The sequence below is a fragment of the Streptomyces violaceusniger Tu 4113 genome, assembly GCF_000147815.2.
Taxonomy (GTDB): Bacteria; Actinomycetota; Actinomycetes; order Streptomycetales; family Streptomycetaceae; genus Streptomyces; species Streptomyces violaceusniger_A.
Window position 1 is genome coordinate 10,131,288 of sequence record NC_015957.1, and the last position, 14,633, is coordinate 10,145,920.

The following is a 14,633-nucleotide window of genomic DNA, read 5'->3' on the forward strand; positions in this document are numbered from 1 at the left end:
ACGTTTCACCACTCGTCCTCCAGCAACTCGATCTCCTCCTGCTCCAGATCCGACAGGGCGAGGTCCGAGGGGGTGTGGCCGCCCGCGCCGGGTCCGGCCGCATGGAGCGCCATCCCCTCCAGGGCGCGCAGCCACGCCTCGCCGACCTCCCGTACCTCCGCCTCGGACAGCACATCCAGGGCGTAGGTCCACGTCACCATGAGCTCCGGGCCACCGGGGCGGTCGATGGTGACGGCGTTCAGCTCCAGTCCGTACGGGGTGCCCGGACCGTCGGCGCCGAGGTCGAGCCCGAGCGCCTCCGAGGCCGGGCGCCAGTCGCCCCCGGGCCCGTCGTGGAACTCGACCCGGCCCAGATAGTTGAAGCCGATCCGCGGCACGGCCGGCCCGGCCAGTTCCGCGGCCGTCTCCGGGTCCAGATGGCGCAGCAGGCCGTAGCCGATCCCGGTGCCGGGCACCGCGCGCAACTGTTCCTTGATCCGCTTGACCACGCGTCCGGTGGCCGGGCCGCCCGACCACAGGTCGCCCCACTGCACCTGGCCCGGGTCCAGCCGCACCGGGTGGAGGCTGGTGAACCAGCCCACCGTACGGGAGAGATCCACACCCCCGACGCTCTCGTCCCGGCCGTGCCCCTCCACGGCGACCAGCACCGAGGTGGCCGCCGAGCCGAGCCTGCGGCGCCGGTCGGCGACCGCCAGCGCCAGCGCGCTCAGCAGCACGTCGTCCACACCGCAGTGGAACACCGACGGCACCTGGCCGAGCAGCGGCGCGGTCCGCGCGACCGGCAGCGTCATGGTGACGCGGCCGACCGGTCCGGCCGGGTCGTGCCCGGGGGCCGACGTGGCCCCGCCCGGCTGGGCGTCCGTGGCCCCGCCCGACAGGGCGTCCGGGGCGCCGAGTTGGGCGTCCGGGGCAAACAGGATGTCCGTCCACAGCGGCAGTTCCGCCCGCCGTTCCGGCCTGCGCACCTCGGCCGCGAGCTGTTCGCTCCAGCGGCGCACCGAGGTGCCCACCGGGGTGAGTTCCGGCTCCCGTCCGGCGGCGACGGCCGTCGCGATGTCGGCGAGGTCCCGCAGCAGGATCCGCCAGGACACCCCGTCGACCACCAGGTGGTGGGCGACGAGCAGCAGCCGTCCCGGCCGTCCGGGACCGGCGTCGAACCACACCGCGCGCACCATTTCGCCGTCCCGGGGCGCCAGCTCCGCACGTGCCTCGGTGAGGGCGCGGTCCAACTGCGGGGCGAGGTCCCCGGCCGCGGCTTCGGCGAGGCCGACCCGGCGGACGCGGTCCGCGCAGGACACCGCCCCGGCCGGTGGCACGCTCAGCCGCCAGTTGCCCTCGTCGTCCTCGATCAGCCGGGCGCGCAGCACATCGTGCCGGTCGTGCAGCGCCTGGAGCGCGGTGGTGAGCGTCGCCAGGTCCAGGCCCGCCGGGGTCCGGACGAGCATCGGCTGGCTGAAGGAGTCGATCGCACCGCCGCGCTCACGCAGCCAGTGCATGATCGGCGTGGCGGCGAACTCGCCGACGGGGTTGTCCGGTTCGCGGGAGACCGCGTCGTCGAGCACCTCCGCCACCGCGGCGAGCCCGGCCACCGTCTTGTGCTCGAAGACGTCGTTGACGGCGAGGACCAGACCCGCCGCGCGGGCGCGGGCGATGAGCTGCATCGACACGATGCTGTCGCCGCCCAGCTCGAAGAAGCTGTCGTCGATGCCGACCGAGGACAGCCGGAGCACCTCGGCGAAGACCGCGCACAGCGTCTCCTCGACCGGGTTCCGCGGAGGCCGCGAATCGGCCGCCGCGCCGAAGCTCGGCGCGGGCAGCGCCTTGCGGTCGAGCTTGCCGTTCGGGGTGAGCGGCAGCCGGTCCAGTACCACGAACGCGGACGGGATCATGTACTCCGGCAGCGACTCGCCGAGCGTCGTGCGCAGCAGTCCGGGATCCAGCGCCTCACCCGGGGTCCGCGGCACCACGTACGCGACCAAGCGCGCGCTGTCGCCCTGGTCGGCGCGGGCCAGCGCCACGGCCTGGCCGACCGCCTCATGGGCGGTCAGCACCGTTTCGATCTCCCCGAGCTCGATCCGGAAACCGCGCACCTTCACCTGGTGGTCGGCCCGGCCCGAGAACTCGAGCCGGCCGTCGGCGGTCCGGCGGACGATGTCGCCCGTGCGGTACATGCGCTCGCCGGGGCCGCCGAACGGGCAGGCCACGAACCGCTCCGCGGTCAGCGCGGGCCGGTTGTGGTAGCCCCGTACGACGCCCGCACCGGCGATGTAGAGCTCGCCGGGCACCCCGGGGGCGACCGGCCGCAGCCGGTCGTCCAGCACATAGACCTGGGTGTTGGCGATCGGGGTGCCGATCGAGGGCACGCCGTGGCCGTCCGTCAGGTCGGCGGCCGTCGACCAGATGGTGGTCTCGGTCGGTCCGTAGAGGTTGGTCAGCCCGGCGGCCGACGTACGCAGCCGCGCGGCCAGGGCCTCCGGCAGCGCCTCACCGCCGACCAGCACCCGCAGCCCGCGCACGCCCTCGGGCGACGCGGTGACCATGGCCTGCCACAGCGACGGCGTCGCCTGGACGATGCCCGCCCCGGTGTCCTCGGCCATCCGCAGCAGCGCGGCCGGGTCGCGCACGGTGTCCCGGTCGGCGATCACCACGCCCGCGCCGCACAGCAGCGGCAGATAGAGCTCCAGCGCGGCGATGTCGAACGACACGGTGGTGACCGCGAGCAGCCGGTCGGCGGCGCCGAGGCCGAACCGCTCGGCCATGTCGTCCAGGAAGTTGCTCAGCGCGCCGTGCGGGACGACCACGCCCTTCGGGCGGCCGGTCGAACCGGAGGTGTAGATGACATACGCCGGGTGGTCCGGCGAGCACACCACACCGGGCGCGGCCGTGGGCGCCGCCGCCAGCTCGGCGACGGTGGCCGGGTCGTCCAGCACCAGCGCCGGTACGCCGCCGGTCACCGCATCACCAGTCACCGCATCACCGCTCGCGACCCCACCGGTCGCGGCACCACCGCCCACAGCACCACCGGTTGCGGCAGCCTCCCCGCTACGGTCCGCCGGGTCCTGCCCGCCGCCGTCCCCGCCGCCCGCCGTGAGCAGCGGCGCGGTGCCGGTGGTGACCAGGGCCAGCGCGGGGCGGGCGTCCTGGAGGGTGTAGCCGATCCGGTCCTTCGGGTGTTCCGGGTCCAGCGGCAGATAGGCCGCCCCGGTCTTGAGCACGGCCAGCAGGGCGACGAGCAGGTCCGCGGAGCGCGGCAGCGCCACGGCCACGAGCCGCTCGGGGCCCACCCCGCGGGCGGTCAGCAGCGTGGCGAGCCGGTTGGCCCGCTCGTCCAACTGGGCGTAGGTCAGCTCGACCCCGCCGGAGACCACCGCGACGGCCGACGGCGTACGGCCGGCCTGCGCCGCGTACAGCTCGTGGACCCGGCGTGCGGGCAGCGGACGGGCGGTGTCGTTCCACTCGACCAGCACCCGCTCGCGCTCGGCCGCCGACAGCACGTCGACCTCGCTGATCCGCAGCCCCGGGTCGCCGGTCACCGCCTCCAGCACCTCGATCAGCCGCCGGACCAGCGTCTCCACGCTGTCCGCGTCGAACAGCTCGGTGCTGTACTCGCAGACGCCGGACAGCGCGCCCGGCCGCTCCGGCCGCTCACCGAAGGCGAAGCTCAGATCGACCTTGGCGACGCCCAGGTCGACCAGCTCGGGCCGCAGGGTCAGCCCGCCCAGCGCGGTTTCGGCGGCCGGCATGTTCTGGACCATCAGCATGACCTGGAACAGCGGATGCCGGGCCAGGGACCGCTCCGGGTCGACCACCTCCACCAGCCGCTCGAACGGGATGTCCTGGTGGGCGTAGGCGTCCAGCGCGGTGCGCCGCACCCGGTCCAGCAGTTGGTCGAATGTCGGGTCGCCCGAGGTGTCGGTGCGCAGCACCAGCGTGTTCAGGAAGACGCCGATCAGGTCCTCCAGGGCCTGGTCGGAGCGCCCGGCGACGGGGCTGCCGACCGGGATGTCCTCTCCGGCGCCCAGCTTGGTCAGCAGCAGGGCCAGCGCCGACTGCAGCACCATGAAGGTGCTGACCCCGCGGGCCCGGGCCAGCGCGGTGAGCCGGTCGTGCAGCCCGGGTTCGAGCGCGAAGTCCAGGGTGCGTCCGCGATGGCCTGCGACGGCCGGCCGGGGCCGGTCGGTGGGCAGGGTCAGCTCGTCCGGGAGCCCGGCGAGCGCCTGGCGCCAGTACGCCAGTTGGCGGGAGGCCAGGCTCTGCGGGTCGTCCTCGTCGCCGAGGTGGTCGCGCTGCCAGAGGGTGTAGTCGGCGTAGCTCAGCGGCAGCGGCGCCCAGGCCGGGGCCCGGCCGTCGCAGCGGGCGGCGTAGGCGGCCGACAGGTCGCGTACCAGCGGCGCCGTGGACCAGCCGTCGGTGGCGATGTGATGGATCACCACGGCCAGGACGTACTCGCTCTCGCCGAGCACGAACAGGGTGGTGCGCAGCGGGAGCTGGACGGTCAGGTCGAAACCCCGGGTGGCGGTCGCCCGGAGCTGCTCCGGCAGCGCGGCCTCGGTCGTCTCCACCACGGTCAGCGGAACGCGCACCGCGTCCGGGTCCCACACCTGCTGCCGGGGCGAGCCGTCGGTCTCGGGGAAGACCGTGCGCAGGCTCTCGTGCCGGCCGATCAGATCGGACAGCGCCAGCTCCAGCGCCGCCCGGTCCAGCGCCCCGGACAGCCGGAGCACCACCGGCACGTTGTAGGTGGCGCTCGGCCCCTCCATCCGGCCCAGGAACCACAGCCTGCGCTGGGCGGACGACAGCGGGAGCACCTCGGGCCGCTCGCGGGCGGTCAGCGGCAGCCGGGCGGCCGCCTCCCCGCCCAGGGTCCTCGCCAGCGCCGCCACGGTCGGGGCCTCGAAGAGTGTGCGGACCGACAGCTCGACGGCCAGGACCGAACGGATCCGGTTGACGATCCTGGCCGCCAGCAGCGAATGGCCGCCCAGATCGAAGAAGTTGTCGTCCACCCCGACCGCGGGCACGCCGAGCACATCGGCGAACAGACCGCAGAGGATCTCCTCGCGGGGTGTGCCCGCCGCGCGGCCCGCCGACGCCGGCGCGTACTCCGGGGCGGGCAGCGCCTTGCGGTCGAGCTTGCCGCTGGCGTTCAAGGGCAGGGCATCGAGCACCACGAAGGCGGACGGCAGCATGTAGTCGGGCAGCGACGCGGCGAGCGTGTCGCGCAGCAGGCCCGGTTCCGGTGCCTCACCCGGGTCCTGCGGCACCACGTAGGCGACCAGCCGGCGTTCGCCGCTGCGGTCGTCCCGGGCGACCACCGCGCAGTCGGCCACGCCCTGGCAGGCGGAGAGCACGGCGGCGATCTCCCCCGTCTCGATCCGGAAGCCCCGGATCTTCACCTGGTCATCCGCCCGGCCCAGATACTCCAGCAGACCGTCCGCGGTCCAGCGCGCCAGATCACCGGTCCGGTACATGCGCGAACCATCACCGGCGAACGGATCGGCCACGAACCGCGACGCGCTCAGCCCCGGCCGCTTCAGATACCCCTGCGCCACGCCGCCACCGGCCACGTACATCTCCCCCGCCACCCCTGGGGGCACCGGGCGCAGCGCACCGTCCAGCACATAGATCCGCAGGTCCGGAAGGCCCCGGCCGATGAGCGAGCCCGCGCCCGAGGCCGCCAGCTCCGCGTTCAGCGGCAGATGGCTGACGTGGACCGTGGTCTCGGTGATGCCGTACATGTTCACCAGCAGCGGCGCACAGGCGGCGCCCGCACCGTGCCGTTCGTACCAATCCGTCAACCGTCCCAGGTCGAGCGCCTCACCACCGAACACCACATGGCGCAGCGCCAGCCGGTCGCCGGTCCCCGGATCCTCCCGGTCGGCGTGGACGAGCTGGTAGAACGCCGATGGCGTCTGGTTGAGGAAGGTCACCCCCTCATCCGCCAGCAGCCGCAGAAAACGCTCCGGCGCACGGGACACGTCGAACGGCACCACCACGAGCCGGCCACCGTGCAGCAGCGGCCCCCACAGCTCCCACACCGAGAAGTCGAACGCGTACGAGTGGAACAGCGTCCACACATCGTCCGGGCCGAACGCGAACCACTGCCGCGTGTGCTCGAAGAGCCGCACCACATTGGTGTGCGAGACCACCACACCCTTGGGACGCCCCGTCGAACCCGACGTGTAGATCACGTACGCGGGTGCTGCCGGCACGAGCGGCGCGATCCGGTCGGCGTCCGTCAGGTCCGTACCCGGCAGCCCGGCGAGCCGGCCCGCGACCGCCTCATCGCCCAGCACCACCCGCGCCACGCCCTCCGGCAGCGGCACCTCGACCCGGGTGTCCGTCACCACGAGCGCCAGGTCCACGTCCGAGACCGTGTAGGCGATACGGTCCGCCGGATAGGAGGGGTCGATCGGCACATACGCGGCACCCGACTTCACCACCGCCAGCAGCGCCACCACCAGATCCACCGACCGCGGCAGCACCAGACCCACGAACCGGCCCGGCCCCGCGCCCTCCTCGACCAGCAACCGCGCCAGCGCGTTGGCCCGCGCGTTCAGCTCCCGGTACGTCAGCCCGTCCCCGCCCAGGGACACCGCCCGCGCACCGGGGCACTCCCGCACCCGCGCCTCGAACAGCTCCGGAAGGGTGGCCACGACCTCACCGTCCGCGTCCCCGTTCCACTCCACCAGCACCCGCCGGCGCTCCGCCTCGGAGAGGAGGTCGATCTGCGTGACGCGGACGGCCGGGTTGGCCGCCACCGTCTCCAGGAAGCGTACGAGCCGGTCGGCCAGCGTCTGCGCGCCGGCCCGGTCGTACAGGTCGGTGTTGTAGACCAGCGTGCCGGTCATCCCGGCCGGGGCGCCGCCGGCGTCGAAGGTCTCGCCGATGGCAAAGTCCAGGTCGAACTTGGCCGTGCGGTTGTTGGCGGGGTGCAGCCTGGTGTCCAGACCGGGGAAGCGCAGCTTCAGCTCGGGGATGTTCTCGAAGGTCAGCATCGTCTGGAACAGCGGGTGCCGGGAGAGCGACCGGTCCGGGCTCAGGGTCTCCACCAGCAGGTCGAACGGCACCTCCTGGTGGGCGTAGGCGGCCAGGTCCGCTTCCCGGACCCGCTCCACGAGCTGCCGGAAGGTCGGATCGCCCGACACGTCGTTGCGCAGCACCAGCGTGTTGACGAAGAAGCCGATGCCGTCCACCAGGGACTCGTCGTTGCGGCCCGCGATGGCCGTGCCGATCGGGATGTCCTCGCCCGCGCCCAGCCGGGACAGCAGCCCGACCAGGCCCGCCTGCACCACCATGAAGAGGCTGGCGCCGCTGGAGCGGGCGATGTCGGTCAGCGCGGTATGCAGCTCGGGGCTCAGGGACAGCGGCAGCCGGTCGCCCTCGTTGCTCAGCACCGCCGGGCGGGGCCGGTCGGTGGGCAGCTCCAACTGCTCGGGCAGACCGGCCAGGGTCTGCTTCCAGTAGTCCAGCTGACGGCCGAGCAGGCTCTCCGGGTCGTCCTCGGCGCCCAGCAGCTCGGCCTGCCACAGCGTGTAGTCCGCGTACTGCACCGGCAGCGGCCGCCAGGTGGGGGCGGATCCGGTGCGCCGCGCGGTGTAGGCGGCGACCAGGTCGTCCACCAGCGGGCCGAAGGACCAGCCGTCGGCGACGATGTGGTGCACCACGATCAGAAAGACGTGCTCGGTGGGGCTCAGCACCAGCAGGTCCGCGCGGATCGGCAGTTCGGAGCCGAGGTCGAAGCCGCGCCGCGCCACCTTTGACAGCGCCTCGTCCAGCCGCTCCTCGGCCACTTCGGAGACCTGGACCTCGGCCTGGGCCTCGTCGGCGTCCAGCACGACCTGGGAGGGCACACCGTCGCGGTCGGGGAAGAGGGTGCGCAGGCTCTCGTGCCGGGCGATGACGTCGTGCAGCGCGGTGTAGAGCGCGCCGCGGTCGAGCCGTCCGGTGAAGCGCAGCGACACACCCAGGTTGTAGGTGCCGTCGGCGTGGTCCATCTGGTTGATGAACCACAGTCCGCGCTGCGGGTACGCCAGCGGCACCGCCTCGGGGCGCTCCCGGGGCGTCAGCGGGGTGCGCGCCCCGGTGGCCCGGTCGACCAGCCGGGCCATCTCGGCGACGGTCGGCGCGTCGAACAGGTCGCGCACCGCCACGTCGACACCCAGGACGGCCTGGATGCGCAGCACCAGCCGGGTGGCGAGCAGGGAGTGCCCGCCCAGGGAGAAGAAGTTGTCGTCCACCGACACCGAGGCCAGTTCGAGGATCTCGGCGAAGAGTCCGCACAGCACCTGCTCCTGCGGGGTCCGCGGCGGCCTGCCCGCCCCCTCGCCGGTGAGCTCCGGCTCCGGCAGCGCCTTGCGGTCGAGCTTGCCGTTGGGGGTGAGCGGAAGGGTGTCCAGGGCCAGTACGGCGGAGGGCACCAGGTAGTCGGGCAGCTCCTCGGCGAGCTGGTCGCGCAGCGCGGAGGTGTCGAGGCGGTGGCCCGGGGCCGGCACCGCGTAGGCGACCAGCCGCTTGTCCCCGGGGCGGTCCTCGCGCACCATCACGGCCGCGGAGGCGACACCGGGCCGGCGGGCGACCGCGGCCTCGACCTCACCGGGTTCGATCCGGAAGCCCCGGATCTTCACCTGGTCATCGGCGCGGCCGGCGAACTCCAGCACCCCCTCGCCGGTCCAGCGGGCGAGGTCGCCCACCCGGTACATCCGGCTCCCCGCCGGACCGTACGGGTCGGCGACGAACCGCTCCGCGCTGAGCGCGGGCGCCCGCCAGTAGCCGCGCGCCAGACCCTCGCCGGCGATGTACAGCTCGCCGACCACACCCGGCGGCACCCGGCGCAACTGGCCGTCCAGGACATGGGCCCGGGTGTTGTCCAGCGGGGCACCGATCGGTACGACGTCGGGCACCCGGTCGGCGGAGGTCACCCGGTGGAAGGTGGCGAAGGAGGTGGTCTCGGTCGGGCCGTAGGTGTCCTTGAACACCATGCCGGGGAAGCGGTCGAGCAGGGCACGCACCGCCGTACCGGGCACGATGTCGCCGCCGGCCAGCAGCTCCCGCACACCGGCCAGGCAGTCCAGGTCGTTCTCGGCCACGACGCGGAACAGCCCGGCGGTCAGGTGCAGTCCGGTGATGCCGTGCTCGGCGATCATCCGGCGCAGGGTGCGGACGTCCATGTCCTGCGGCGGGGCGATGACCACCGTGCCGCCGGTGAGCAGCGGCACCCACAGCTCGTAGTTGGCGGCGTCGAAGGCGTGCGGCGCGTGCAGCAGCACCCGGCGGTGGGCGTCTGCTGCGAAGCAGCCGTCCAGGGCGAACGCCAGCAGATCGCGGTGGGTGACCGCGACGCCCTTGGGGCGGCCGGTCGAGCCGGAGGTGAACATCACATACGCGAGCCGCTCCGGGTGGACGGCCACCACGGGAGGCTGGTCCGGATCCCCGGTGAGGTCGGTGATGTCGGCTAGGCCATCGAGGTCGCCGTCCACCACGACGGTGGTGGCCCGGTGGCTGAACTCCAGGTCCGGCTGGGCCCGGTCGACGAGCAGCACCGACGGTTCGGTCCGCTCCATCACCTGCTCCCAGCGGCTCTGCGGGGCGCGCGAGTCCAGCGGCACATACGCGGCGCCGGCCTTGAGCACGGCGAGCAGGGAGACGACGAGCTCCACGGAGCGCTGCTGGAGCACGGCGACCCGGGCCTCCGGGCCGGCGCCCGCGGCGAGCAGCCGGTGCGCGAGCCGGTTGGCGCGCGTCTCCAGTTCCCGGTAGCCGATCTCGGTGCCGTCGGCGGCGATGAGCGCGGTCGCGTCCGGGGCGGCGGCCACCCGCTCGGCGAACCGGGCGGGTACCGAGCCGGTGAGCGCGGGCACCTCGCGGACCGGACCGGCCCACTCCACGGCCAGCCGGCGGGTCTCCTCGGGTGCCAGGACGTCGATCTCGGCGATGCTCGTCCCCGGCCGCGCGACGGCCGACTCCAGCACCTTCAGGAACCGCCCCACCATCCGGCGCACGGTCCCGGCGTCGTACAGATCGGTGGCGTACAGCACCTGTCCGCCGATCCCGGCAGGCGCTCCCGCCTCGTCCCGCCGCTCTTGGAAGTCGAATTGCAGGTCGAACTTGGCGATGGTGAGGTCGCCCGGGGCCACCGAGGCGGTCAGACCGGGCAGGTCCAGTGTGCGGTCCGGGTGGTCCTGCATGCTCAGCAGGATCTGGAACAGCGGGTGCCGGGACCGCGAGCGGTCCGGGTTGAGCACCTCGACCAGCCGCTCGAACGGCACGTCCTGATGCGCGTAGGCCGCCAGGTCGGCCCGGCGGACCCGGTCGACGAGGTCGGTGAACGTCGGCCGCCCGGAGGTGTCGGTGCGCAGCACCAGCGTGTTGACGAAGAACCCGACCATGTCGTCCAGGGCCTCGTCGGTCCGTCCGGCGATCGGGCTGCCGACCGGGATGTCGTCGCCCGCGCCGAGCTTGGACAGCATCACGGCCAGCGCCGCCTGGAGCACCATGAACACGCTGGCGCCGCCGGCGTGGGCGACGGCGAGCAGCTCACGGTGGAGTCCGGGGCCGATCTCGCAGTCCAGTACGGCGCCGCGGTGGCTCGCCACGGCGGGCCGGGGCCGGTCGGTGGACAGGGCCAGCTCCTCGGGGAGACCGGCCAGCGCGCTCTTCCAGTACGCCAGTTGACGGGCCAGCGGGCTGGTCTCGTCGGAGTCCTCGCCCAGCAGCGACCGCTGCCAGAGGGTGTAGTCGGCGTAGGTGACCGGCAGCGGCTCCCAGCCGGGGGCCCGGCCGTCGCAGTGGGCGGTGTAGGCGGCCGACAGATCGCGCACCAGCGGGGCCAGCGACCAGCCGTCCCCGGCGATGTGGTGGACGACGACGGACAGCACATGCTCGCCGCCGCCGAGGTGGAACAGCTCGGCGCGCAGCGGCAGTTCGGTGGCGAGCCGGAAGCTGTGGCTCGCGGCTGCCGCGAGGGCGGCGGGCAGGTCCGCGGCGGTGACCTCGGACGCGTACGGCAGCGGCGGCAGCTCCTCGGCGGCCACCAGGTGCTGCCGGGGCTCACCCGCCGTGTCGGGGAAGACGGTGCGCAGGCTCTCGTGCCGCAGCAGCACGTCGCGCAGCGCCGCCCGCAGCGCCGCCACGTCCAGGTCGCCGGACATCCGCAGCAGGAAGGGGATGTTGTACGTGGGGTTGGGGCCGTCGAGCCGGTCGAGGAACCACAGCCGGGCCTGGGCGAACGACAGCGGCATGGGCTCGGGCCGGTCCACCGGGACCAGCGCGGTCCGCGCCGTCCGCGCGGTGTCCAGCAGTTCGGCGAGCGCGGCCACGGTGGGCCGGTCGAACACCTCGTGCACGGCGAGTTCCACGCCGAGCACGGAGCGGGCCCGGCCGGCGAGCCGGGTGGCGGCCAGCGAATGGCCGCCGAGGGCGAAGAAGTTGTCGTCCACCCCGACCCGGGGCACGCCGAGCACCTCGGCGAACAGCCCGGCGAGCACCTGCTCGCCCGGGGTGCGGGCATCGCGTCCGGCCGCCCCGCCGGCCACCTCGGGCTCCGGCAGCGCCCGTGTGTCGAGCTTGCCGCTCGGCGTCAGGGGCAGCGCGGGCAGGGTGACGAACGCGGCGGGCAGCATGTAGTCCGGCAGCGACTCGCCGAGCTTCTTGCGCAGCAGCCCGGAATCCAGCCCCTCACCGGGGGCCTGCGGCACCACATAGGCCACCAGCCGCCGCTCACCGCCCCGGTCGTCCCGGGCGACCACGGCGCAGTCGGCGACGCCCTGGCAGGCCGACAGCGCGGCGGCGATCTCCCCGGTCTCGATCCGGAATCCCCGGATCTTCACCTGGTCGTCGGCGCGGCCCAGGTACTCCAGCAGCCCGTCGGCGTTCCAGCGCGCCAGGTCACCGGTGCGGTACAGCCGGCTGCCGTCGCCCGCGAACGGGTCGGCCACGAACCGGGAGGCGCTCAGGCCGGGCCGCTTCAGATAGCCCTGCGCGACACCGGCGCCCGCCACGTACATCTCGCCGGCCACGCCCGGGGGCGCCGGGCGCAGCGCGCCGTCCAGCACCCGCACCCGCAGATCGGGGATGCTCCCGCCGATCAGCGAACCGGCGCCCGCGGCGGCGAGTCCGGGGTCCAGGGCGAGGTAGCTGACGTGCACCGTGGTCTCGGTGATGCCGTACATGTTGACCAGCCGCGGTGCGCACCGGGCGCCCGCGCCGTGCCGTTCGTACCAGTCGGCCAGCCGCCCCAGGTCCAGCGCCTCTCCGCCGAAGACCACATGGCGCAGCGCCAGCCGGTCGCCGGTCGCCGGGTCCTCGCGGTCGGCGTTGACGAGCTGGTAGAACGCCGACGGGGTCTGGTTGAGGAAGGTCACCCGCTCGTCCGCCAGCAGCCGCAGGAAGCGCTCCGGCGACCGCGACACCTCGAACGGGACCACCACGAGCCGCCCGCCGTGCAGCAGCGGCCCCCACAGCTCCCACACCGAGAAGTCGAAGGCGTAGGAGTGGAACAGGGTCCACACCTCGTCGGCGCCGAAGGGGAACCACCGGCCGGTGGCGGCGAACAGCCGGACCACGTTCCGGTGGGAGACCACGACGCCCTTGGGGCGCCCGGTGGAACCGGAGGTGTAGATGACGTACGCGGGGGCCACCGGCAGCAGGGGCGAGGGCCGGTCGGCGTCCGTCAGATCGGTGCCGGGCAGGGCGGCGAGCCTGGCCCGCACCTCCTCGTCGCCCAGCACCACCCGCGCCACGCCCTCCGGGAGCGCCACCTCGACCCGGGTGTCCGTCACGAGCAGGGTCAGGTCCACATCGGAGATGGTGTACGCGATACGGTCCGCCGGATACGCGGAGTCGATGGGCACATAGGCGGCGCCCGACTTCACCACCGCCAGCAGCGCCACCACCAGGTCGATCGAGCGGGGCAGCACCAGGCCCACGAACCGGCCCGGCCCCGCGCCCCGCGCGACCAGCAACCGGGCCAGCGCGTTCGCCCGCGCGTTCAGGTCGGCGTAGGTCAGCGTGTCCGCGCCGAGGGACACCGCGGGCGCGTCGGGGCACTCCCGCACCCGCGCCTCGAACAGCTCGGTGAGGGTGGCGGTGGCGGCCCCGTCGCCGTCCGCCCCGTCACCGTCCAGCTTCGCGGAATGCGCGGCGGTGGCGGCCTGGGCCGCGTCGCCGTCGAAGTCCGCCAGCACCTGCCGGCGCTCGGCCTCGGTGGCGATGTCCAGCGTTCCGAGCGGCCGGTCGGGCGCACCGGCGCCCAGGGCGCGCATCAGTCCGGTCAGCCGCTCGCCGTGGCGCTCCACCTCGGCGGCGGAGTACAGCTCGGGACTGGCGTTGAGCTCCACCCGCAGCCCGCCGTCACCCGCCCGGTTGTCGACGACGACGGTCAGATCGTCGTCGTGGCCGATGGTCAGGTTGTGCACCACGCCCGGGTGGCCGCCGAAGTCCAGGTCGTAGTCGAACATGATGATGTTGACGCGCGGGCCGACCAGGCGCCTGCCGTCGGCCAGCGCGCCGACGTCGCGGCGCAGCTCCTCGTAGCGGTAGCGCTGGTGGCGCAGGGCGCCGCGCATCCGCCGGGAGACCTGGCCCAGCAGCTCGGCGACGGTGTCCCCGGGCCGTACGGACAGCCGCAGCGGCACGAGGTTGGACACCATGCCGGGCACGTTCGCGGCGTCGCCGCCGGGCCGGGCCGCGACCGGGAGGGCGAGGACGACATCGGTGCGGCCGGTGATCCGGTGCAGATACAGCGCCTGGGCGGCGACGGCCACTGTCGGCCAGGCCGTACCGGCCTCGCGGGCCAGCGACCGGATCGACTCGACGGCGGCCGGCTCCAGCGTGGATGCGACCCGCAGCAGCGGGCCGTCCGGATAGCGGGTGGGCTGTGCGGTGAGGCCATGCGCCTCGGGGCGGTCGGCCAACTGCTCGGCCCAGTAACCCCGGTCGCGGGCGATCTCCTCGGACCCGCCGTACGCGGCGTCGGCCTCGATGAGCTCCCGCAGACCGCCGTGGCCGGACTCCGGGCACCGCTCCCCCGCCGAGGCGGCCGAGTACCCGGCGGCGACCCGACGCGCGACCATGCCCACGCTCAGGCCGTCCAGCGCGATGTGGTGATGGCGCTGGTACCAGACGTACCGGTCCTCGGCGAGCCGGAACAGCGCGAAGGTGAACAGCGGTCCGGCTGTGAGGTCCACCGGCCGCCTCTGGTCGGCCGAGGTCCAGTCGCGCACGGCGGCTTCCGGATCGTCCTGTCCGGACACGTCCACGAGGTGGAACGGCCAGTCGAGTCCGGGCGCCACCACCTGGTAGGGGCCGTCGGCGTCCTCGCCGAAGGACACCCGCAGGGCCTCGGTCTCGTCCACCACCCGCCGCAGGGCGGCCTCGAACAGCCCGGTGTCGACGGGGCCCTGGATGTCCACCCGCTCCGCCAGGCCGAAGAGCGGATTGGCGGAATCGCCCTGGACGGCGTACCAGATTCCCCGCTGGCCGTCGGTCAAGCGGAATCGAACACCCTGCGGGAGAGACATGCACTCACTCCACATTCGATGGGAGAAAGGAGACGGTCGGCTGAACAGCCTTCACGCTTCGCAGCCTCTCCGACGCCCGTGAGGTGCGACAACGACAGTGCAAAGAATTGAGTACGC

The 14,633-nt window shown here is 73.8% G+C and carries 1 protein-coding gene; it reads right to left on the reverse strand.

Annotated features, from left to right (window positions below; all coding sequences use genetic code 11):
- Positions 1-5 precede the first annotated feature (5 nt).
- Positions 6-14,486: a non-ribosomal peptide synthetase gene (locus STRVI_RS41420; RefSeq protein WP_050993858.1), complete on the reverse strand. Its 14,481-nt coding sequence runs from the start codon at positions 14,484-14,486 to the stop codon at positions 6-8.
- Positions 14,487-14,633: the final 147 nt, after the last annotated feature.